Raw genomic sequence first — 24,570 nt, 5'->3', positions numbered from 1 at the left:
ATGCATCTGCTTTAATAATTCCCAACCAATGCACTCCTTCCAATAAATTTTGTAAAATAAATTAACAATTACCGGTCTATTATTGCTTAAATGCGCTTTTTTTGGTGCATAATATTCTTATTATTATAAATACCTCATTAATCACCTTGGTTAGTGTTTAAATTGGAAAATAACTATGACCATAAATATGCGCTTAGTAACGGGCTTTGGCATTATTTTAGCTATGATGCTTATGTTAACTGTAATTGGTATATCGCGGGTAAGCCTTATTAATAGCAACATAACGCATATGACCGACGTAAACTCGGTAAAGCAGCGCTACGCAATTAACTTTAGAGGTAGCGTACACGACCGTGCTATAGCACTTAGAGATGTAGTATTAATAACCGAGCAAAGCACTTTAAATACAGTGTTAACTGATATACAAGAGCTCGATGCATTTTATCAAACCTCAAGCCGCGCTATGCGTGCTTTAGTGAGTGAAATGAGCAGCGAAGAACGCGCTTTAATTAATAAAATAAACCAAATTGAGCAACAAACCCAACCGTATATTGAAGATGTTATTAATGCTAAAAATAGCGAGAACTTAAACGAGGCGTCGCGTATTTTGTTAACCGATGCCCGCCCTGCATTTACGCTTTGGTTAAACACTATAAACCAGTTTATAGATTTACAAGAGCAAGCAAATCAGGCCACAACCGTTGAAACCCGCGAAGTAGCTAGTTCCTTTGAAGTATGGATGATTGCGCTTACTGCGCTTGCTATTTTAATTGGTGCAAGCGTGGCGTACGTAATTAGTTTGCGTATAAGAGATTCTGTAGGTGGTGAGCCACAAGAGGCCGCTAAAGTAATAGCCCTAATCTCACAAGGCGATTTAACTGCAAATGTAGATTCGTGCTGCCCAAATAGCATGATGGCCTCAGTAGCCGTTATGCAAAGTAAATTAAAAACTATTGTAGATAGCATTATTAATTCATCTGATGAGCTCTCTACTCACTCGGCAAGTGTTGCCTCTGGCTCGCAACAAGCACTTAGCGCAGCCGATGCACAGGTTACCTACACAAACTCTGCAGTAAGTAGCTTAGAAGACATGATCCGCAGTATAAACGCAGTTGCAGGCTCTGTTAAACAAACAGAAGATAACTCAAAAGTAACTGCACAATTATCGCAGCAAGGTAGTATTGCAGTGCAAAAGGTGGCAGCCGAAATTGAGCAAATTTCAGTAACGGTTAAAGCCACCGTAAATCAAGTAAATGTGCTGCAAGAACATGTAAAACACATTGGCGATATTTTAAGTGTGATCCGCAGTATTTCAGATCAAACTAATTTATTAGCACTTAATGCAGCAATAGAAGCAGCAAGAGCGGGTGAGTCTGGCCGAGGCTTTGCTGTTGTAGCTGACGAAGTAAGGCAGCTTGCCCAACGCACTGGCGATGCCACCGGCGATATTGAAAAAATGATTTTACAGGTGCAAGAAAACACGCAAGCGTCGGTAAGTGCAATGGAAACCACCGTACCACAGGTAGAAAATGGCTTAACTCTAACCCACGAGGCAAATGAGCTGCTTAACCAAATACAACAACAAGCCAACGACTCATTAAGTAACGTGCTTGAAATTGTAGAAGCCACATCAAACCAAGTAGCAACCGTTGCACAAATTAGTTCAGGCGTTGAAGAAATTGCCAATATGTCGCAAGAAACCAGCCAATCGCTTAATAACAATGCGCAAAAAGCCGTTGCATTAGCCGACCTTTCAACAACACTAAAACAATACATTAGTTACTTTAAAGTGAAGTAATTTTTTAACGCAAATAACAAAGGGGCTTTAAAGCCCCTTTTTTTGTACGTATGTTTTTATTATGCCAATCCACATAATTAAGTGATCTATTTTGAGGATGGATAAACGTGTTGATAGCAAGGCAAAAAATTCGCTATTTAGTTGTTCTAAATGAGAATTTTTTAACGCAGATAGTGGCACGTTTAGCCCCTGAAAACGATTAAGTATTATTACGGGTTGGTATTAAATACCCGCTATTTCGCGCTCAGTAATACACTCGTTTGAGGCCATTTCGAACTCGCGGCACGTAAGTGGGCGGTTTTCGTAAATGGTACACATTAGGGTATTACGGTCAAGTGCTTGGCACCAGCCATCGTCACCACGTTTCATTACTTCGCTGCCCCACTTGTCGTAATCAATGTACTGAAAAGGCACGCCGGTGTCGGTCACTATGCGTACTTCTAATTGGCAGCAACAGGCTTGGCAATTAGCACAGGTTACAGGCTCTGGGGTAGTAGAGATATTTTCAACGGGAATAACAATATGAGGCATAGTGGCTTACTTTTTTGAATAAGCCACTAGGATACAGTAACTAGTTTAACGTGCTAGTAGTTTTGCTTTTATATCGCTGTAACGCATTTGCTCGCAAAGCGCAAAGCCGCTGAGTTGGCGTACTTTATTACGAGCAAATAATGGCACGCTCATGCCCGCTAAAAAGCGGCATTGGGTTTCAATACCTACATTATGAATACCTTTTGTTGCCATATGCGCTAAAAATTCATCCACTTTTTGATAAATTACTTGCTCGGCAATGTGAGCAGGCTCTATTGAATACTCAAGCTTTACCGCATTACCACGGCATACACTGCAATGCCCGCATTGCGCTGGCGCATTTTGATCATCAAAATAACGCGCTAAGTTATAGCTTAAGCAGCTTTGTAGCTCAAAAAAGCGTACAAGTGCAGCTATACGTTTAATTTCGGCTTGTTCTTTTTCGCTAAAGTAGCTGTGTAATTGCTTTGCAAGTTCAGGGTTGTTTATAACCTCGCTATGCACTTTGTAAACTTGGGTAATACGTTTGGTTTCAAGGGTTATTAGGTTTTTTTCGGCTAGGTAGTCAAGCGCGGCTACTACGCGTTTACGGTCAACCTGCGCGGCTTGTGTGAGGGTGTCAAAATTAAGCGTGCCCCATATTTTTTTAAAATCGGTATGGCTAAATATTTGCGTTAAAAAGGCTTGGCGCTGCTCGTCAAACTGGCTAAGTAGCTCGTTTTTATCTACCAAAAACTTGTATTTAAAATCGGCGTAATAGGCATACTGCGGCGTTATTGCGCCTTGCATTTCTAGTTGTACCAGTAAGGTTTTTAGCGCTAGCTGCCTAATATTACTTTCGCTCGATAAGCTGTATTCTTGCATTTCCCATTGCTGCGGCTGAGCTTTAATATCGTTAATTACGTATTCAATGCCGCTAAGCTCAGGGGTATCGCCGTACACAAAGTTTTCAACCGTATTCAGCCCATCTAAATTAGCAAGGGTGTAGCAGTTTGATGGGTTACCATCGCGCCCTGCTCGGCCAATTTCTTGGCTGTAGTTTTCAATTGATTTTGGTAAATCGTAATGTATAACAAAACGAATATCTGATTTATCAACGCCCATACCAAAGGCTATTGTTGCTACTACTACGTTAATTTTACCCGCCATAAAATCATCTTGAATTTGCCAGCGTAGTGTATCTTCAAGCCCCGCATGGTACGCAACCGCCTGTATACCTTGCGCACTTAGCGTATTGGCCACTTGCTCAGCACTTTGCTGAAGCGTTACATACACAATACCTGGGCCATTTTGCGCACGCACTATCTTTGTAAGCTCAGTGTTTTTATCTGCCGTTTTTACACTTAATACGCTTAAATCGAGGTTAGCGCGGTAAAAACCCGTTTGAACAATACACTCTGGGGCAATATTAAAACGCTCGCTCATATCGCGTTTTACTTTTTTAGTGGCTGTGGCGGTAAGTAATAATACCAGTGGAATATTTAGCTCTTCGCGGTAACGTGGCAATTTAAGGTAGTCGGGTCTAAAGTTATGGCCCCATTCAGATATACAGTGCGCTTCGTCTACCACCAGCATAGACAGCGCAACTTGGCTGATAAACTCTCTAAAACGCTCGTTTTTAAAACGCTCAACCGACACCATTAATACTTTAATTTTACCATTTCGCACATCATTCATTACCGTGCTGCTTTGCATTTGGTCTTGGCTTGAATCAAGGCTTGCCGCGTAAATACCTTTGCTATTTAAAAAGCTAATTTGATCTTTCATCAATGCAAGTAAAGGCGACACCACCAAGGTTAAGTTTGGTAAATGCATAGCCGTTAGCTGATAACACAACGACTTACCCGACCCCGTAGGAAATATAGCCAGAGATGATTGCCCATTTAAAAGCTGCTCAATGGTTTGCTGTTGCCCTGCTCTAAATTGGCTAAAACCAAAATGTTGCTCAAGTGATGTAATTAATGGCGAGGTCATAAATAATCCTTTTCGGTGTTTTTAACAGCAATTTAACTGCACAGCTAAACGATAAGAAAATGAGTATAACTTATATGCCTTTATTCAGCATTTTTTGCTGACATAGTCGTTATTTAGGCGCAAAATACACTGTAGATGCTCAACAACTTTCAAAGCAGACTTAATTTTATACCCAAGTAATTTTTAACCAGAATAAGCAGATTATTTGGGTATATTATTTTTACGGGGCATTGCTATGAATATAACTAAACCTAAAATCGTCGTTATTGGCGGTGGCGCAGGCGGACTAGAGCTGGCAACACAATTAGGGCATAAACTAGGGAAGAAAAAACAAGCAGAAATTCTTTTAATTGATAAAAACCGCACCCACATATGGAAGCCGTTACTACACGAAGTAGCGACCGGCTCTATTGACCCCGATTTAGATGGCGTTGTGTATTCAGCTCACGCTGCAAAGCATCATTATAATTTTCAGCTTGGTACATTTTGCGACATAGACCAAAGCAATAAAACCATCACCCTCGCGCCGCATCTTGATGAATTAGGCCACACTATTTTGCCAAAGCGTAGCGTACGCTACGACCACCTTGTTATTGCTATTGGCAGTGTAAGTAACGACTTTAATACCCCAGGCATAAAAGATCATTGCTACTTTTTAGACTCAAACCAGCAAGCTGAGCGTTTTCAACATTCATTACTCGACAGCTTTACTCGCCTGCACCAAGACGACAACCAACAGCAATCATTAAATATTGCCATTGTGGGCGGCGGCGCAACCGGCGTTGAACTCTCGGCAGAGCTTTACCATGTATCTGAATTACTTAAGCTTTACGGCCTTACAAATATGTCGTCTAAGCGTTTACATATTCATTTAATAGAAGCAGGGCCACGTATTTTGCCCGCTCTACCCGAGCGCATAGCCGATAGCGCAAAACGCGAGTTATTAAAACTTGGCGTAAATGTACGAGAGCAAACTTTGGTAAAAGAAGCCACCGAGCAAGGGTTTATAACAAAAGACGAAGAACACATAGACGCCGATATAATGGTATGGGCTGCCGGTGTAAAAGCACCAGACTTTATTAAAGATTTAGGTATTTTTGAGCTTACCCGTAGCAACCAAATTCAAGTAAACGAGTTTTTACAAAGCACCGTAGATGAAAGCATTTTTGTACTTGGCGATTGCTGCGCCTTTACCCAAGAAGACGGAAAGCTCGTTCCACCGCGCGCGCAATCGGCGCATCAAATGGCGCTATGTGTAGAAAAAAACCTCATTGCCACGTTAAAACAACAGCCATTGTGCGGCTTTAAATATAGCGACCATGGTTCACTGGTAAACTTATCGCGCTACAGCACCGTAGGTAATTTAATGGGTAATTTAACCAGCAACACCTTTTTTATAGAGGGTAAAATTGCTCGTTTTATGTATATATCGCTGTATCGCATGCACCAGCGCGCCATACACGGCAGCGCAAAAACCTTTGCATTATGGATTAGCGAAAAAGTACTGCGCGTAGTACGCCCTAAAATGAAACTGCACTAGTACATAAACAGTAGCTAAATAGTAAAAAAGCTTTAATAGGTAATGTAAATTATCTTTTAGAGCTTTTTGCATTGTGCGTATCTAAAATAGTACCATGCGGTTAGATGTAATTGTAATTCAAGGGATTGACGCTAATGAAAAAAGTACTTTTTGGAATTGTAATAACCACTGCTTTGGCTGTTTATTTTTTTCAAACCCAACCGCACACTGTAGCTGTAGAGCAAGCAGAACAAGTGAAACCAACCATCACTGAGACCAGTGTAGTTAATAAGAAGCAGCCAAAGGAGGACTCACCCCTACAGGTAGTTAATAAACTAAAAAAACAGATTAGCCTGTGTAGAGATCAGTCACAACAACAAAGCAATAAAGTACAAACATTGAATCAGTCGCTTGTTTCATTTTTTGAAAGTGAGCTTAAAAAAGGGACATCGGTATCCGCGCTTTTAAAGTATTCAAAGTTATCAAAACTTAATCAGCGTACTTACATTGCTCTTTTAAAAGATGCCATTGTTGCTGAGCAAGAGCAGCAGTTTAATATTACTCACTCTTTAAACGAGTTAGCTAATTGGCAAGGTATTGAGGCCATTGGGGGCTTCACCAATGATAAAGTAAAAGACATGATTCAACAGCTTGGAGATAATAAGCATAGCCCTCCAGGACTTACTCTGAGTGTACCCCTTGATGAAAATGTACAAAAAGAAACCCTTTATGCTTTATTAAACAACACAGATACATTTACCACTTACTCTAAAACGTTTATTAAACTTGAAGGCAGTGAGGTTATTTCCCCAGCAACATTGTTTGTGCTTAATGCAAATAAATTTACGCCAAAAGAGTTTGAGCAGGCAATTTCATCTAACCAATTTACAGTGAATGAAGTGGCTACCGCTATAAAAAACGATATTCCAAATGAGTATATTATTGCGCTTTTACAGCAAGTTCCCGTGCTAGATGCCATGCCGTTATACGAAAAAAACACTGTTTTATATAACTTAGCCGATATTGCGGTCAGTAAATTTAATTTACCCCTTGTAAAAGCACTGCAAACAAAAGGGATTACGCCAACCAATGAGCCTGGTTTATTTACAGGGTTAGACGTGGCTATTGTAAACCTGCCTAAAAGCGGTAACTTAACCCTAGCCCCATTAGACACTAAGCACACCCAGCTTTTGGACTATCTTAAAAAGCGTGGTTACAAAGCACATAGCCGCAATGCGAATGACGACCTAAATGGCAAAGGGGTATTTTTTGTAAGCGATTTTATTTACCAGCAAGGGGCCTATATTAATAAGCAGGACAACCCAGCGCAATACGCTTATTTTAGCCCGGTAGGGAGAATAAGTGACGTAGAATTACCTAAAGTAAAAACTAGTGATGACTCAGACATAGCTACATTTTTAATAGATATAGAACAACAAAAAAATGAGCTACAAGCGCGTAGTAACAATTGTAATGATCTACATAAAGAGTTAGAAACCGCCGAACAGTTAGTTGGAATAAGGCAAGCTTATAACCAAGTATGGAATGCAAATGAAGAGCACGGTGATCAAAGCGCAGCTGTTTTGCACACAATAGACCCAGTGTTAGTTAACTACTGGTTTACTTCACTAAACAATAAGTATTCATACGATAGAAGCCAAAGCGCATTTAGCGAATTATTATCTAAAGAGAAATACCAAAAAGCGTATGAGTACAGCCTCAGTACAGTATTAACTCAAGCCGAAACGGATACGCTTTTTTCTTTATTACTGTTAAAGCCTGATGATTTAATAACTCTTTGGCAAAGCCGAGTTGAACCTAAGCCACCGAGTGATTTACTACGATTGAGCAGTCTTCCACTTAGCCAATGGCAAAAACTAAAACAAGCTGGTTTTGATTTTTCGATTACCGATATACATGGGCGAGACGTTTATACACAAGCTGCATCGTCTTCTGTCGAGGCAGTGCAATTTTTAATTGATAATAAAATACCGACTGTTCCCAGTAAGCTTGGTGTAGATATACTCGACTTAGCACTAGAGCAAAGTTATACAAAAGGTGAGTTAAGCCCAATGATTCCTTTAGCTTTACAGCTTGTGGAAAAATTTGAGCCAAACCACTTAGCCCGCGTTGCCAGATTAAAAATGTTTTACCCTGATGTTTATCAACAGATAATTCAGCTAAACCCAGCGCTTAAGCCTGCCCAAGGCACAGAGCTAAATCATTATATGTTTGATAATCACTAAATAACCCGCTAAGCACGCTAACGCCACTTAGCGTGCTATTTAACCAAATTAATGTCTTTAATATTTAACATTGCCTGTGTAGAGTATTTAAAACAATTAAAGGATTAGGGCTATGACGGGTAAAACGCTAATTTTTAATTTTGATGGTACTGGGGGCGAGCCTCGCGATGCAGAGCAATTTAGCTCAGACCATTTTAAAGAAGACAGTAGTATTTCTAATATTCTTAAGCTGCATTTATTATTAGGCGGCAAACTCAATGACTCCCCCACCACCCCATTTACAAACCAGCTTAGTTTTTATTATCAAGGTATTGGCACTAAAGGTAGCCGCTTAAAACGTATTTTAAACCAAACTTTAGCACCACGCGGTGACGATGTTGCCAGTATTTTAAATCAGGCCATGAGTGATTTTAAAACGCATTACCAAATGGGCGATACCCTTTTACTTACCGGTTTTAGCCGAGGCGGCGCACTTGCTAGGCGTTTTGCAAAAATCCTAGAGCCGTTAATTAGTGATAATGTTTACGTATGTGTATTTGATACCGTGGCCTCAATTGGTTTATCAAAAGTTAGTAAAGCAACGCGCGGTGCCGAGCATGTAATATTTGAAAACCACACCATTGCTAATAATATTTCGCAAGCGCTGCACTGTGTTGCGCTTGATGAAAAACGCCGTGCGTTTGAACCCACCTTAATGAACCATCAAAATAATATTACCGAACTTTGGTTTGCAGGGGCGCATTCCGACATTGGCGGCGGTTATTACCGCGATGGCCTAGCTGATATTTGCCTGCGCTATGCGCTTGAATGGTTGATTGAGCAACCACTTAATATATCGCTATTAACCAGCCACGATATTGACTACGAAACCTTATTGCCTGGTAGTAAATTAGTCGACCAAGATGATGTAACCGTAACGCCCGATCCTCTGGCTTTAAGCCATCAGCAAAATTACTTTTGGTTTAATCCCTTTTTTAAATTGGTAGATAGGGAGTGCTATGTACTTATTGATAACGAAGCCAGCAACTTAGAACCTCATATACATCAAAGCGTAGCTACACGAATTAATAAACTCACTAGTTATCGCCCAGAATCGCTTAAAAACCTGCATTACAAAATTAGGTATAACGATAACAGCACATTAAGCTTTACTGGTTTAAGCCAGCACATTGCCCTTGAAAACCAAAACATGAGCGTATTACACGTTTCGCAAAGCCAAGATGTGATGGTGTTTGCCAGCGAGGCACATAACAATACAGGGCTTATGTTAGTTAAAGGCGCAACCTATCAGTTTGAACCCTACCCTAATCAATTTTGGTATGACGACGGCATAAAATGTAGTGCAAGTGGCTGGCATCGCGATAATGTGCAACTAGGGGTTAAAGAAATCCCCATGGCATTACTTGAACCATTTAGGCGACTTCCAAGCGCTCAGTGGTTTTCTTTGGTTGGCGCAATTAACAATAACGACGAATATTTATTTGAAATAGCCAATGGCACTACAGTGACTGTTGCTAAATCAGGTGAATTTAGCCCCTTTGCCAATGATTTAAGCCGCTTTTACGGCGCCAATGCCGGAAAAATAAAAGTAAAAGTAACCCGCATAAGTTAAGTGGGGTGTAAACACGCAGCTTGATGACGTTTAAAAGCAACGCTTTTACCTAGGTATAAAGTGATTGTTTCACCACAGAGATGCGAAGGAGAATACCTGGAAAAGTGACTAAACGCTACGGGTGCTTTCTCTTTGTAGCGCGATGCGCCTCGGTGTACTCGGTGGTGGAATTAATGAGAAGCTGCGCTTCTAACGTGAGCAAGCTCGACGTCTACAAGCGCGATATAAAATAGCGCCTACATTGAGCCTTAACAGCAGAGCTGAATGATCCCTGTAGACGCGCAGCTTGCTGGCGTTTTAAAAGCAACGCTTTTACCTAGGTGCTTGCCCACTTAATTTGAAGCGGCTAAGTCCGCTTCAGCATCGGCAAGCATGGCAAACTCTTCATCTGCACTTTTAGCGACTAAATGCTTAGCACTGTAGCCAAAGTAATATGCCGCACCAATCACAAATAGCACTACTGTGTATAAAAATGCACGAGGGTCAAACGCATACACACCCGTTAATGCAATAAGCGATAATACTAACGCAATACCCGATGTAACCACGCCACCTGGCGTTTTATAAGGGCGAGCTAAATTAGGCTGCTTAATACGTAACATAATATGGCTCAGCGCCATTAACGCATACGATACCGTTGCACCTACCACCGCCATGGCTAGCATTAAATCGCCCTCGCCACTCAGTGAGGCAATAAACCCAAAAATAGCGGGTACAATTAACGCACGCGCTGGTACTTTGCGCTCTGTAGTAATTGATAACGAACGCGGTAAATAGCCCGCACGCGAAAGCGCAAACACTAAACGGCTATAACCATAAATAATCGAGAAAAACGACGCGACCAATCCCGCTAAGCCTAAAATATTTACCACAGTGGCTAAGCTTGTATTGCCCGTGGCGTTAAGCGCATCAACTAAAGGCACTGCACTTGCGCCCATTGCGTTTGCACCACCAGCAGCGGGAACTAATACCACAACAAGTAAAGCGGTAAATAACAAAAATAACATAGCGCCAATAATGCCTTTAGGTACATCTTTAGCCGGATTTTTAGCTTCTTCTGCTGCAAGCGGCACGCCTTCTACGGCTAAAAATAACCACATAGCAAAAGGCAATGCAGCCCATACACCATACCAACCAAGTGGTAAAAATTCATTTGCACCTGCGGAATTAGTTACCGCAACATCAAATAAATTAGTCGCGTCAAAATTAGCAATTAACGCCACGGCAGTGGCAATAATAGCCAATACTGCTAAGCCACTTATCACCATCATCACTTTTAAGGCCTCACCCACACCCGCTAAGTGAATACCTACAAACGTTAAATAAAACAATGCATATACCCACGGGCCATTAAAACCCGTTAATGCCTCAACCGCCGAGCCAATAAATATAACAATAGCCGCAGGAGCTAATGCATATTCAATTAATACCGCAAGGCCGGTTAAATAACCGCCTGCCGGTCCCATTGCTTGACGCGCAAAACTATAACCGCCACCGGCTGCTGGAATAGCAGCCGACATTTCAGAAAGCGATAGCACCAACGTTAAATACATTATTGCCATTAACACGGCAGCAATTGCAAAGCCGCCCCAGCCGGCTTCGGCTATGCCAAAGTTCCAGCCTGCAAAGTCGCCCGAAATTACATACGACACCCCTAGCCCTGCAAGCAATAACCACCCCGCAGTGCCACTTTTTAACTGCCTTTGTGCAAGATACTCTTTATTGTTATTAGACATGTTGACCTCTTTTTATGGTTTTATTCTGCGATTAAAAAATTAGTTGTTTGAACCTGATGCTCTATTACATCGTCCTGTGTTCTGTCTTTTAAATTAACCCCTGTAAGCCCAAGCTTTTTAGCCTCTTGTAGTAAATACACAGCTCTGCGCGCCGCTTCAAAGTAACTAAGCCCTGCTGGGCGAATATTAGAGATACAATTACGACAGGCATCGTTAAGCCCCGTTTTTGGCGCCCATGTTAAATAAAGACCAAGGCTGTCGGGAGAGCTAAGCCCCGGGCGCTCACCAATGAGTACCATTACTACTTGCGCATTTAGCAGCTCGCCAATGTCATCACCAATCGCTACGCGGCCTTGCTCTACAAGGGTCACAGGCGCTAATTTATAAGGCATTGAATTGCTATGTAGTTGGTTAAGCAGCTCGCTAATAAACGGCGCAGCATTTTTTTGTACCGCCAACGATGAAAGCCCATCGACTATCACAATGGCTAAATCGTATTGCGCTTGCGCTCTGCTTTGCTTACTTTGCATTGTGTTTAAAAGCGTTGTACGCCCTGCTTGGTTTAGCTTTCGGCCTAAATCGGGGCGCTGTAAATAAGTAACCCGATCAACAGCCTCACTGTGTACATTTAGTGGTTTTTCACCCTTGCTAAGCGCATCAATACCACTGAGCGCTTTTATCATTTCGTTAATATCTAACGGAAAGTTAACCGCATCGCGCGCCTGAGCATGCGATAACTGAAACGCTAACATTTCGGCTGTAGGTAAGCTTATACCCGCTCGGCCAAGGCCAATTCGGGCATCGGTAAAGCGGCGTAAATCGCTCCATGGGTTTTCAACCACTTTGCCGTTATCGTGAGCGCTGCTGCTTTGTGTGTTTATGCTTTTAACCGCTTTCATTACATCCCTCCTTGTACTGCTTTTAATGGCTTAGCAAAGGCAGTTGGTAAGGTATTTGATAAAATAGTTTCTGCGGTATTTTCCATAATTTTCATTTTGCTAAGCCACGCTTCAAACTCGGGAGCTGGGCGCGAGCCTAAAACCCGGCGCACATAGAGCGCATCATGAAATGAGGTCGTTTGGTAATTAAGCATAATATCGTCCGAGCCCGGGATACCCATTACAAATGAGCAACCCGCCACACCTAGTAACGTAAGTAAGTTATCCATATCGTTTTGGTCAGCTTCGGCGTGGTTGGTGTAACACACATCACACCCCATAGGTATGCCCAAGAGCTTGGCGCAAAAGTGATCTTCAAGCCCTGCGCGGGTAATTTCTTTACCATCAAATAAATACTCAGGGCCAATAAACCCTACAACGGTATTAACTAATAAAGGGTTAAACTTACGCGCTACAGCATAGGCACGCGCCTCACAGGTTTGTTGGTCAAGCTCATGATGTGCATTAGCCGAAAGCGAGCTGCCTTGCCCTGTTTCAAAATACATAACATTATTTCCAACCGTGCCACGTTTTAAGCTCTGCGCAGCATCTTGCGCCTCAGCTAGCGTATTTAAATTAAAGCCAAAGCTTGAATTAGTGGCCTCTGTACCGCCAATAGACTGAAAAACCAAATCAACCGGCGCGCCTGCTTCTATACATTCTATAGTGTTGGTTACATGGGTAAGCACACAGCTTTGTGTTGGAATTTCGTATTTTTGAATTACATCATCCATCAGCGTCATTAATTTAATGGCTTGCGCTACGTTGTCGGTGGCAGGGTTAATTCCTATAACCGCATCGCCATTGCCGTATAAAAGGCCATCGAGCATACAGGCGGCTATACCATTTATGTCATCAGTTGGATGGTTAGGTTGCAAGCGGGTAGATAAATGCCCAGGCAGCCCTATGGTGTTTCTAAACGCGCTTTTAACGTGGCACTTTTTAGCAACTAAAATAAGATCCTGATTACGCATTATTTTGCTCACCGCAGCGGCCATTTCAGGGGTAATGGCCTGCCTAACATTTGCAAGAACCGCAGGCGTTGCAAAATCACTTAATAACCAGTTTCTAAAATCTCCCACGGTTAAGTGCGATATAAGCTTAAAAGCGTTTGCATCATGCTCATCAATAATAAGGCGTGTAATTTCGTCTTGTTCGTAGGGAATAAGTACATCATTTAAAAATGCTTTTAGTGGTACTTCGGCTAATGTCATTTGTGCTACAGCACGTTCTTGCGCCGATTGTGCAATCACTCCGGCTAATCTATCACCCGAGCGCTGCGGCGTAGCTTTAGCCATTAACTGCGCTAAACTCTTGAATTTATAAGTATGTGTTCCTAACGTATAACTGTACGTATGCCCCATGATTTACTCCGCATAACTCATATTACAAGCCTTGGTATAGGTCTTGCTTCGTACAAGCTATAAATCAATTTTGAATAGTCACAAAGGAGCTTAATTTATACCAAGTGACTATCGAATTTTGGCAAATCAGGTTTTATTATTTCATTTCAGTAAGTTGCAGCCTTTATTTGGCGCTAACTTAAACTAAAAATATGTTTACTTTAAAAGAGCATCACCTATATGGCGCAGCAAGGCAGCAATAATGCACCACAAAAGAGCAAGGTATATACTCACGATATTGACGAGCAAGCTCACAACCTAACTCAATGGCAGCAAAAGTATGACCAGGTAAGCGATGGACGCTTTTATGGCTATATAGAAGGTGTTAATTACAGTAATATTCATGCCTTTAAAGAGTACACCGAGCGCTCACTTCGCCAGCAATGCAATATAGCGCCTAACTCTATTTGGCTTGGGATACCGAGTCAGTTGCAGCAAAGTAAAATTAATGGCCTTGATGTAGCGGATAATCAATTTATGTGCCGTACCAGCAACAGCGACTTTGAACTAATTACCCCTGAACGATTTGATATTTACGGTTTGGTTGTTAATTGGCATTCAATTGAGTACATGGCGCAGTTACAGGGCGTAACAATCAAAAACCTGTCATCTGCACAGTCTGCTCGTTTGTCGGTAAGTGACTCATCGCTGCAAACGGCAAGGCAAATTATTAACAGTATGGTTGTAAATAAAGGTTTTGGGCTTAGGCCTGAGTCTCAGCAAGATATGCTTAGTATGCTAGCACTACATTTATTGCAAGCCGATAACCCGCAGCAAAACATAGCCCCAAGTTACAGACACCGTAAAGCAGTGGTCGATAAAGTAAAAGAGTACGTCGCAGCCAACCCACAAAAAACAATTACTATAACTGAGCTTTGCGAGCTTACTTTTGTTAGTAGGCGTACGTTGCAATACAGTTTCGAAAGCATTTTAGGCATTAACCCGCTTAGGTTTTTACGTTTAACCCGTTTAAATAACGTAAGGCGGGAGCTTAAAGTGGTTGGTCAAACTAAGCCAATTTCAACTATAGCTGCCAACTGGGGGTTTTGGCATGCAGGGCAATTTACTAAAGATTACACGCAGTTATTTGGCGAAAACCCCTCTCAAACCATTGCAAATAATTTAAAAGAAGGTGACTTAGATTATTAGATGCTACGCACCTCGGTGGTGATATACAAATAACTTATACCAATTTACTTTGGCTGCTCATTTTCTTCTCTATCCCTTCTCTTTGTGCATTTTTGTATTAAAGATCAATAAATCACAAAGAGGTTTAGAGGCGCTTCGCTTTAAGAGAAGTAACTAACATTTTGCGCGAGCAAGCGTAGCGCCTACAAAGTTAACACCGAGGTAAACTACCTTGTAGACGCGCAGCTTGCTGGCGTTTAAAAGCAACGCTTTAACCTAGGCATAAAGTGATCGTTTCACCACAGAGATGCGAAGGAGAATACCTGGAAAAGTGACTAAACGTTACGCGTGTTTCTCTGTGTAGCGCGAAGCGCCTCAGTGTCCTCGGTGGTGGAATTAATGAGAAGCTGCGCTTCTAACGTGAGCAAGCTCGACGCCTACAAGCGCGATATAAAATCGCGGCTACGGCTTACATTCCACGCCAGTGTAAAATTTAATCTTGTAGACGCGCAGCTTGCTGGCGTTTTAAAAGCAACGCTTTTACCTAGGTATAAAGTGATTGTTTCACCACAGAGAAGCGAAAAAGAATAACCGGAGAAGTGACTAAACGTTACGCGTGTTTCTCTGTGCAGCGCGAAGCGCCTCGGTGTCCTCGGTGGTGGAATTAATGATAAGCTGCGCTTCTAACGTGAGCAAGCTCGACGTCTACAATTTTCACTGCTCATTTACTTCTCTATCCCTTCTCTTTGTGCATTTTTGTATTAAAGATCAATAAATCATAAAGAGGTTAAGAGGCGCTTTGCTTTTAGAGAAGTAACTAGCATCTTGCGCGATCAAGCTTCGCGCCTAGCGCCCAAATTAAACCCAAAAAATTATTTTGTATACGCCAATTTAGTTAACCCTACTTTAACCCTCTATAGTTTAAGCTAGCTGCATTAATGTAGATTATTCAATTGTACACGCAACTAAGCGCCACTTTTTAAGTTAGGAATAACCACAATGAAACTTACAAAAGATACAACAAGTACGTTAAGCAAAACCACCATAAGCCTGCATTGGATTGTGGCTATTCTAATTATTGGGTTATTAGGCTCAGGCTTGTATATAGAAAACTTTAAAGCGTTTTTTCTAATGAGCTGGCACAAATCATTTGGTGTAATATTACTTGCTTTTGCATTACTAAGAGTAACATGGCGTATTATGAATGGCTGGCCAAAGCACAACGTTAAACACCCAAATTATGAGCAAGTATTAGCTAAAATTGTGCATTACGTTCTTATAATAAGCATGTTACTTATGCCTATTTCGGGGCTAATTATGTCGGGCTTTGGTGGGCATGGTGTAGAGGTGTTTGGGCTAGAGCTTATACCGCACAACCCAAACCCAGAAAACCCACAAAAAAGCCTCGCTTTTAACCAAGGCTTAGCAGAGTTAGGTAAAACCATTCATGGCATAACAGCTAATGCGCTACTAGTTGCGCTAGGCTTGCACATTGTGGGCGCTATAAAACATCACATTATAGATAAAGACAACACACTTACGCGTATGCTTGGCAAAAATTAGGCAGTTAAAAGTCTTATTTGATCGGTGCTATTTAAGCCGCGATTAAATAAGACTCTCGTCCTGCGTGTTTGTTATTGCGCTTAAACGAGCCTTTCCCTTTTTTAGCTTTAACCACTTGAGGTTTAAATACTTTAGAGGTTACTAACGCCGCCAGTGCATTATGATTAATAACACCTCGGCCGGTATCTACCGCGTTTTTATTTACCGATTTGTTTTTCGATTTTTTAGCCATTTTATTTCCTATAAATTAAATACTCACCAACATTAGTAAGCACTTTAAGAAGTGGCGATTGTATGCTTAATTTTCAACCTTGCAAGTGTTTTAGCGCTCTTTTTCATAAAAAATAAACATAAAAAAAGCGCAGTAAAACACTGCGCTTATGCTCTAACTCAAATAATTAAAATTCAAAACTTACTTTTGCATAATAAGTACGCCCGTCAAAGCCGTAAGGCAATGCACGTACAGGGTATTTAAACGCGCCGTTGGTAATAAAGTTAAGCACTTCGTCATCACCTAACTCATCTGGGGTTTCATCAAAAATATTATCAGCCCCTACAGATACGTTAAATATTTCGTTAATTTGGTAACTAACGTTTAAATCTACTAATACTGCTGATTCAACTGTACTTGTTGGTTTAAACGACCCCGTAGGCGAAAGCTCACCCGGTAGTGAAATATGGTCGTTACCAAAATACTTAACGTCTGTTTCGCCAAAGTAATTAAAGCGAAGCGTTGTTTCATACGCATCACGCTCGTAATCAAACGTTAATGTTGCACGTTCACTTGGCTGCCCATCAGTAAAAAAGCTACGTTGTAAATCATCAAACGCAACCGACTCAGGAATACCCTCTTCAGCATTTACGTTATCAATTTTAGTGTCGTTTAAGTTACCCGCAAAGGTCACACCAAAATTACCGCCCTCTACATCTGTACGGTAAGATGCGATAATATCAACGCCTTGTGTCGTTGAATCTACAGAGTTTGAAAAGTAATTAGCCTGCACAGCGCCCGTAGCTTGTAAAGCGGCTACGGCTTCATCGCTAAAGGCAACATCGTCTGCAGAAAGTAAACTACCAAGCGTAATACGGTCTTTAATTTCTACACGGTAAAAATCAACCGTTAACGAAAGCTCGCTGGTTACATCGTAAACAAAACCTGCACTGTAGTTAGTTGAGGTTTCAAGCTCTAAGCTATCTACACCCAGCGCACTTGGAAAAGCAGTACCCGTATTTGCAGTAAACGATTGGGTAAGTGTGCCGTCTGAGCCTAGGTTAGTTGTAAACGCGGTATAACCACTTTGCTGAAGCGATGGCGCTCTAAAGCCAGTCGATACCGCACCACGCACTGCAAAGTCATCGTTAAATTCATAACGCGTTGCTAATTTACCAATTAAATCGTCACCCGCATCCGAAAAGTCTTCATAGCGCAGCGCACCGCTTACGTTCCATGCGTCAGTGATCATGGTTTCTACGTCTACATAAAACGCGTAGCTGTTACGATCGCTTTGGTTTGTTGCCTCTGGGCGCAAACCGTTATAAGCCTGAAAACCACACTCAGCAAATTGATCAGCATCGTTTACTGATGGGTACGAAGTATCCATATTTGCCAAACCACATGCGTAAGAGGCTTCATCCCCGGGCACTATTTCGTAGTTTTCTTTACGGTATTCTGCACCAATAGTTACATATAAAGGCTCGCTGCGGCCAATATCAACTATACCGTTAAAATCAGCATTAACTGTTGTTTGATCAAATCTAAAACCACCCGAATAACCACCGGTTGGGCCTGCATTTGCAGCTATATCGGCATCGCTTGCATCTGGGTTATTAAATACGTATTCCGCCGCATAAGAGGCATTTATAGTATTGCGTGAAGTAAAATCGTATTGGTTTTCGCCATACACTGCCGATACATCGTATCCCCAATCTGGGTTTATATCGCCTCTAAAGCCAACCGCTACTGAAATATCTTCAGCTTCGTTATAAATACGGGGCAAAAAACCATCGCTGTATACTTGCGTTACATTTTTAGACGCTTCGTTAAAGTTGCGGTAAAAACCGTTCCCCAATGCGGTGCGCTCAGAGTAGCCTCCAAACGAGTACAATTCGCCCTCACCCATTGGCAAAGCCATGTTGTAAAACAATGAGGTAAATTCACTTTCTGAATTACCTTGGCCCCAACGTACATCTTCACTTAGCGTACCTGGTTCAACATTTAACGAGCCACCTGTATCGCGCTCTGCACGGTTAGTGCCATCAGCATCACGGTATTCAAGTGATAAATTAATAAAACCGCCTTCGTTGCCTAAATCAAAACCACGATTTAAACCTGCAGAAAGCGTATCGCCGTCACCCTCGCTGGTGCCGCCGTACTGTACGTAACCTGTTGTTACACCTGTTGAATTATTAAGTGATAAGTTAATTACGCCTGCTATCGCATCCGATCCGTATTTAGCTGCTGCGCCATCGCGTAACACTTCTACGCCTTTAAGCGCAGTTAGCGGAATAGCATTCATGTCGGTACCTGCAGCGCCTGCACCTACAGTGCCGTTAAGGCCAAAAATAGATTGATTGTGGCGGCGCTTACCATTAACTAAAACTAACGTTTGATCGGGTTGTAAACCGCGCAGCGTTGCTGGTCTAAATAAATCAGAGCCATCAGATACTTGCGTACGAGAAAAATTAAACGATGGGGCAGTCGCTTGCAGGCTCTGCCCTAGTTCTGTAAAGCCACCTTTGTTTAAATCATCAGCGTCTATTAAATCAATAGGTGACGAAGACTCAGTAGAGGTACGGTTAGAAACGCGCGACCCTAGTACAGATATTTGTTCTATGTTTTGCTGTGCCTGAACAGACGCTTCTTGCGCGCTTACAACGCTTGGTGCGCTTACGGCAAACGCAACAGCGGCAGCTAATGTATTTAAACGGTATGTTGACATGGTGACGACCCTGTTTAGTGTGTTCTTTAATATTTGTTATTGCGATGTAACACATCGCACTGAGGAACATCCTAGCAACATATGCAAATAAAAAGAAATGAAAAAAACTAAATAATAGGTCTAACTATGCAAATAAATTTAAAAACCAAAAAATAACACTTAAACTTGATTAAAACACATACAATTAAGGATTTTAATTTCAAACCTAATTTAAATTAACACTCTATTTACAATGGGTTTATCCCTCTTTCATGTGCTTTTACAGGTAACCAGCAACAAATGGTAGTACCTGTTCCTAAAGTACTGCTAACTTCTACTTTTCCGCTGTGATCTTGCAAAATAAAGTTAACAACGGTCATTCCTATTCCTAATGAGTGGGCGGTTTTATGTGTAGTAAAAAAAGGTCTAAACAAGTGTGCTTGGGTATGTTCATCCATTCCACAACCGTTATCTTTCACTTTTATACATACCCCCTCATTTTGCTGCCTCACGCTTATTTCAATAATGGTGCCTTTTTCTAATTCATGTTCACATGCGTGCTGAGCATTTAATAATAACTCTACAAAAATTTGATGAATAGACGACGGCTCGCCCCAAATAAGTGGCACCTGCTCAAAATTGGTTTTTATTTCGCAGTATTTAAGCTGCCCTTGCAATGCATCTAATGCAGAGCCTGCAACCTCGCTTACATCTAAATATTGCTTGTTGTGGGTACTTGTAAATTGGCTTAGATTTAACAAATTATGCACGGTTTGTTTTATGCGTTTTAAGCCGTCTAGGCTTTCGCTCAACTGCGAGTATATTTGGTGTCCATTCCAAGCTAGTTCGTATTGTTTTTTTAAGTCAACTAACACGTTTTTAAATTGCCCTGCATTTAATTGGCCGCTTAAAAACTGCTCGTTATAGTGAAGAGATTTAGATAAAAGAGGACTCACATACTGCAAGCTTTCTATATTACTTATTACATAAGCAAGCGGATTATTTATTTCATGCGCAATACTGCAAGACAAAGCACCCACACTTGCCATTTTGTTGGCCTGAACAAACATTTGCTGATACAAAGACAGCTCAGCAACATTTTTGGTTAGTTCGCCGTTTAGCACAACTAACAATTGGCTTTTATCAGCAAGCAATTGCTCTGCAGCTATGCGTTTATGTTGCTCATCTAAAAAAGCTTGTTTGTAATCGTCGGTTAATGTGCTCATCCTTTCGCTCCATAAATACGTATCCATGTATAACGTTTAGTTTGCCATACGTAATTATGCAAACTAGGGGCAATTTTTAAGCTATGCTTATTATTTTAAAAGGTAGCATTATGACCAAACCTGCAGAGCCTGCACATTCAATCACTGCCGTAGATGTACTTTGTGTTGATGACGACGAAATTGTTCTGCGCTCACTCACCTCCTTATTAAAAAATAATAACTTTAGTTTTATGACCTGCAAAAGCCCAGTGCAAGCGCTTGAGCTTTTAAACAATTACGAATTTAGCTTAATCATTAGCGACATGAAAATGCCCAGCATGAATGGCGCGCAATTTTTAGAGCAAGCCCGTAACAAAGCCCCCGAAACACAACGTATTTTATTAACAGGCTACGCCGAAATAGAAACCACCCTCGCCGCTGTTAACCTAGCGCAAATTAACGGCTACATACAAAAGCCATGGCAAAACGATATGCTTTTGCGCAGCATTAACGACAGCATAGAAAAATTTCAACTAAAAAAACAAAACAAACAACTTGAGCTGCAAGTAAAACAGCAAAATAAAGAGCTTATCGAATTAAATAACTCGTTAGAGCAACGAGTAGAAAAGCGCACCAAACAAATTAAACAGGTACTTAAGCAACTAGAAGACGCTAACGAGCGCGAAAAAAACGAACACAAAGCCACCGTAGAGCTGCTTTATAACTTTATAAACGCTAATCCTTATTTAGATGGCAACAGAGCACAAAAAATTGCCGACACTTGTACCCAAATAGCACTGTATTTAAACTTATCGCAAAAAAGTATAGATTTAGCCCCCATGGCAGGTTATTTAGCGCAAATAGGCTTACTAGCCATGGACCCAGAGCTTTATAAAAAGCCAGTAAGCCGGCTAAACGAGCAACAACGAAAAGCCTTTTATACGCACCCTAGCACTGCACAATTAATGCTTATGCCTGCTATACACTTACACGATGTATCAGATGCAATTTATCATCAATATGAGCGTTTTAACGGTAACGGTTTACCAAAGGGTCTAGCCGGGAACGATATTCCTATTGGCGCTATGGTACTTAGTGTAGCCCGCGATTATTGGAACGCCTTTGAACAAAGCCAAAGTACCACCGACAAAGAACGCCACAGCGATGCCCTCGAAAGCGTTAAACTGTACAGCGGCACCTTTTACCACCCTAAAATTGTACGCGCACTTGAAGCAAGCCATAGCAAATTAAACGAGCAACTTAATAATGCGGGTTCTATTGTTATATGCAGCGCCAAAGAGCTAAAAGCTAATATGATTTTAGGCCATACGTTACACAGCCATAGCGGAATTATGCTGTTACCCAAAGGCCATGTATTTGGTAAAAAATCTATTGATAAACTACAACAGCTAGAAGCCAAAAAACCGACCCCATTTAGAATAATGGTAAAAAGCGCTAAATGATTGATCTAAACCATGGTTTTTTCCGTTACAATTACCGTAAATAAGCTAAACTAATTCAAACAGGTACCTGTTAATCCGGGTATAAATTTTAAACTGTTTAATACCAATCCGCTTAATTAAGTGATTTATTTTGAGGATGGAAAAACGTGTTGATAGCTAGGCAAAATTCGCTATTTAGTTGTTCTCGGCAATTGCTCCTGCATTGCTTTGCCTTCTGCATCCATGCAGTCGTAAATGAGAATTTTTAAACACTGATAGCAACACGTTTAAGCCCGCAAAATGATTAAGTATTATTGCTAATTGGTATCACATTGCTTTAAGGAGCACACCGTGTCGCGATTTTCTGCTGTTACTGACAATCCCCACGACGGACGTTTTAATCAAAAAACGGGCATTTTACTTACCAACCTAGGCAGTCCAGACGCGCCAACCCCAGCAGCACTGCGGACCTACTTACGTGAGTTTTTATCAGACCCTCGCATAGTAGAAATTCCACGTTTGGTGTGGATGATAATACTGCACGGTATAATTTTGCGTATTCGCCCTAAGCGCTCAGCAAAACTATACGAAAGCATTTGGACCGAAAACGGCTCGCCGCTAACGCATATTACCCGCCTGCAACGCGACAAACTAAACGCCCTACTTCAAGAGCAAGGTTATACCAATACCGAAGTTGTTATGGCCATGCGTTATGGTAGCCCTTCAATAGAAGCAGGCCTTAAAGAACTGCGCGATAAAGGCCTAACCCGCATCATTGTATTGCCGCTTTACCCGCAATACTCTAGCCCTACCACCGGCTCAACATTTGATGCCGTATCAAGAGTATTACAAAAATGGCGCTGGGTGCCCGAGCTACATTTTGTAAATGGCTATCACAAAAACACCGCATACATTGATTCATTAGCAAGCAGCATAAGTGAAGATTTAGAAAAGAACGGCATGCCACAAAAACTGGTTTTTTCATATCACGGTATGCCACAGCTATTTTTAGATAGAGGTGACCCTTACCACTGCCTATGTTTACAAACCACGCGCCTAGTGGTTGAAAAACTAGGCCTTGATAAAGATAAAGTAATTAGCACTTTTCAAAGCCGCTTTGGTAAAGCCGAATGGTTAAAGCCATACACCGACGCTACGCTTGCATCGTTACCGGATGAAAACATTACCGACGTAGCAATTTTAAGCCCTGCTTTTAGCGCCGATTGCCTAGAAACACTCGAAGAGCTTGAAGAAGAAAACCGCGAAATATTTGAAAATGCCGGCGGCGAAAAATACCGCTACATAGCCGCTTTAAACGACAGAGACGATCACATTAACGCTTTATATGATGTACTAAAACCAATGCTTTAAACACATCATTGTTGCTTTAACGTAAAAAAGCGGTGTTAAATTTTACACCGCTTTTTTATTGTAAGATAAGCATTTATTAACTGCCATAGCCAATTTTACGCGAGCAGGCTTCGCGGTTACGGCTTACATCCACGCCAGAGTAAAATTTAATCTTGTAGACGCGCAGCTTGCTGGCGTTTTAAAAGCAACGCTTTTACCTAGGTATAAAGTGAGCGTTTCACCACAGCAAAGCGAAGGCGAATACCTAGAAAACTGACTAAACGTTACGCTTGTTTCTCTGTGTAGCGCGAAGCGCCTCAGTGTACTCGGTGGTGGAATTAATGAGAAGCTGCGCTTCTAACGTGAGCAAGCTCGACGTCTACAAGCGAAATTTACCACAGAGAAGTAAATGAGCAGTGAATAACTAATCCCTAGGTTTCTTCTGTATATCGCTAAGTGCCTCTGTGCCCTCGGTGTTACAATTAATGAGAAGCTACGCTTCTAACGTGAGCAAGCTCAACGTCTACAAGCAAAATTAACCACAGAGAAGTAAAGGAGCAGAACAGGAGCAGTGAATAACTAATCCCAGTGTTTTCTCTGTGTAGCGCTAAGCGCCTCTGTGTCCTCGGTGGTGGAATTAATGAGAAGCTGCGCTTCTAACGTGAGCAAGCTCGACGTCTACAAGCGCGATATAAAATCGCGGCTACGGCTTACATTCCACGCCAGTGTAAAATTTAATCTTGTAGACGCGCAGCTTGCTGGCGTTTAAAAGCAACGCTTTTACCTTGGCATAAAGTGATCGTTTCACCACAGAGATGCGAAGGAGAATATCTGGAAAAGTGACTAAACGTTACGCGTGTTTCTCTGTGTAGCGCGAAGCGCCTCAGTGTCCTCGGTGGTGGAATTAATGAGAAGCTGCGCTTCTAACGTGAGCAAGCTCGACGCCTACAAGCTCGATATAAAATCGCGCCTACATTAAGCCTTAACAGCAGAGCTGAATGATCCCTGTAGACGCGCAGCTTGCTGGCGTTTTAAAAGCAACGCTTTAACCTAGGTAAAAAGTGATTGTTTCACCACAGTGAAGCGAAGAAGAATAACCGGAGAAGTGACTAAACGCTACGGGTGCTTTCTCTTTGCAGCGCCAAGCGCCTCGGTGTACTTGGTGGTGGAGTTAATGAGAAGCTGCGCTTCTAACGTGAGCAAGCTC

The 24,570-nt window shown here is 41.7% G+C and carries 16 protein-coding genes; 8 read left to right on the top strand and 8 right to left on the bottom strand.

From position 1 onward, the window contains the following. Nucleotides 1-175: 175 nt before the first annotated feature. Entirely contained in the window at nucleotides 176-1,798 is a 1,623-nt protein-coding gene (locus WDB87_RS14265; protein WP_337850229.1) for a methyl-accepting chemotaxis protein, read from the top strand. A gap of 222 nt (nucleotides 1,799-2,020) precedes the next feature. Here WDB87_RS14265 and WDB87_RS14260 read toward each other — a convergent pair whose 3' ends face one another. Further along, complete coding sequence (locus tag WDB87_RS14260) at nucleotides 2,021-2,329, bottom strand: YkgJ family cysteine cluster protein (protein ID WP_286248668.1); 309 nt, start codon at nucleotides 2,327-2,329, stop codon at nucleotides 2,021-2,023. 45 nt (nucleotides 2,330-2,374) lie between these two features. Next, on the bottom strand, nucleotides 2,375-4,303 hold the full coding sequence (locus tag WDB87_RS14255; RefSeq protein WP_337850228.1) for a RecQ family ATP-dependent DNA helicase: 1,929 nt from the start codon (nucleotides 4,301-4,303) through the stop codon (nucleotides 2,375-2,377). Between the two features lie 235 nt (nucleotides 4,304-4,538). Between WDB87_RS14255 and WDB87_RS14250 the strand changes: the two genes are divergently transcribed. The 3 genes from WDB87_RS14250 (at nucleotide 4,539) to WDB87_RS14240 (ending at nucleotide 9,680) form a co-directional block, all read left to right on the top strand. Then, nucleotides 4,539-5,843: an NAD(P)/FAD-dependent oxidoreductase gene (locus WDB87_RS14250; protein ID WP_286248666.1), complete on the top strand. Its 1,305-nt coding sequence runs from the start codon at nucleotides 4,539-4,541 to the stop codon at nucleotides 5,841-5,843. A gap of 134 nt (nucleotides 5,844-5,977) precedes the next feature. Then, complete coding sequence (locus WDB87_RS14245; protein WP_337850227.1) at nucleotides 5,978-8,068, top strand: cupric reductase; 2,091 nt, start codon at nucleotides 5,978-5,980, stop codon at nucleotides 8,066-8,068. Between the two features lie 112 nt (nucleotides 8,069-8,180). Continuing rightward, entirely contained in the window at nucleotides 8,181-9,680 is a 1,500-nt protein-coding gene (locus WDB87_RS14240) for a phospholipase effector Tle1 domain-containing protein (RefSeq protein WP_286248661.1), read from the top strand. 332 nt (nucleotides 9,681-10,012) lie between these two features. Here WDB87_RS14240 and eat read toward each other — a convergent pair whose 3' ends face one another. The 3 genes from eat to WDB87_RS14225 are packed head-to-tail and all read right to left on the bottom strand — an operon-like array spanning nucleotide 10,013 to nucleotide 13,718. Next, complete coding sequence (gene eat, locus WDB87_RS14235) at nucleotides 10,013-11,416, bottom strand: ethanolamine permease (RefSeq protein WP_286248660.1); 1,404 nt, start codon at nucleotides 11,414-11,416, stop codon at nucleotides 10,013-10,015. A gap of 20 nt (nucleotides 11,417-11,436) precedes the next feature. Continuing rightward, complete coding sequence (gene eutC, locus WDB87_RS14230; protein ID WP_337850226.1) at nucleotides 11,437-12,315, bottom strand: ethanolamine ammonia-lyase subunit EutC; 879 nt, start codon at nucleotides 12,313-12,315, stop codon at nucleotides 11,437-11,439. Beyond that, nucleotides 12,315-13,718, bottom strand: coding sequence for an ethanolamine ammonia-lyase subunit EutB (locus tag WDB87_RS14225; protein ID WP_337850225.1), 1,404 nt, complete (start codon nucleotides 13,716-13,718; stop codon nucleotides 12,315-12,317). The genes eutC and WDB87_RS14225 overlap by 1 nt, the downstream gene beginning before the upstream one ends. Nucleotides 13,719-13,937: 219 nt before the next feature. Here WDB87_RS14225 and WDB87_RS14220 point away from each other — a divergent pair, with 219 nt between their 5' ends. Together WDB87_RS14220 and WDB87_RS14215 are read left to right on the top strand one after the other, a co-directional pair. After that, a complete protein-coding gene (locus WDB87_RS14220; RefSeq protein WP_337850224.1) occupies nucleotides 13,938-14,906 on the top strand; it encodes a helix-turn-helix domain-containing protein in 969 nt (322 codons plus the stop codon). A 978-nt stretch (nucleotides 14,907-15,884) separates the two neighbouring features. Further along, a complete protein-coding gene (locus WDB87_RS14215; protein WP_286248652.1) occupies nucleotides 15,885-16,448 on the top strand; it encodes a cytochrome b in 564 nt (187 codons plus the stop codon). Nucleotides 16,449-16,479: 31 nt separating this feature from the next. On the opposite strand, the gene arfA is transcribed toward WDB87_RS14215, so the two are convergent. From arfA to WDB87_RS14200, 3 genes are all read right to left on the bottom strand, one after another. Beyond that, nucleotides 16,480-16,680, bottom strand: a complete 201-nt coding sequence (arfA, locus tag WDB87_RS14210) for a ribosome alternative rescue factor ArfA (protein ID WP_286248651.1) — start codon at nucleotides 16,678-16,680, stop codon at nucleotides 16,480-16,482. Between the two features lie 166 nt (nucleotides 16,681-16,846). After that, nucleotides 16,847-19,387 carry a TonB-dependent receptor plug domain-containing protein gene (locus tag WDB87_RS14205; RefSeq protein WP_337850223.1) on the bottom strand — a complete coding sequence of 847 codons (2,541 nt, stop codon included), beginning with the start codon at nucleotides 19,385-19,387 and terminating at the stop codon, nucleotides 16,847-16,849. 227 nt (nucleotides 19,388-19,614) lie between these two features. Continuing rightward, complete coding sequence (locus tag WDB87_RS14200; RefSeq protein WP_337850222.1) at nucleotides 19,615-20,592, bottom strand: sensor histidine kinase; 978 nt, start codon at nucleotides 20,590-20,592, stop codon at nucleotides 19,615-19,617. Between the two features lie 110 nt (nucleotides 20,593-20,702). Between WDB87_RS14200 and WDB87_RS14195 the strand changes: the two genes are divergently transcribed. Together WDB87_RS14195 and hemH are read left to right on the top strand one after the other, a co-directional pair. Then, a complete protein-coding gene (locus WDB87_RS14195; RefSeq protein ID WP_286248645.1) occupies nucleotides 20,703-22,034 on the top strand; it encodes an HD domain-containing phosphohydrolase in 1,332 nt (443 codons plus the stop codon). A gap of 330 nt (nucleotides 22,035-22,364) precedes the next feature. Then, nucleotides 22,365-23,384 carry a ferrochelatase gene (gene hemH / locus WDB87_RS14190; RefSeq protein WP_337850221.1) on the top strand — a complete coding sequence of 340 codons (1,020 nt, stop codon included), beginning with the start codon at nucleotides 22,365-22,367 and terminating at the stop codon, nucleotides 23,382-23,384. The last annotated feature ends 1,186 nt before the right edge of the window (nucleotides 23,385-24,570 follow it).

The sequence above is a fragment of the Pseudoalteromonas sp. C12FD-1 genome, assembly GCF_037414265.1.
Lineage (GTDB): Bacteria > Pseudomonadota > Gammaproteobacteria > Enterobacterales > Alteromonadaceae > Pseudoalteromonas.
Note: the sequence above shows the minus strand (reverse complement) of the source record. Positions and strands in the feature narration are given on the sequence as shown.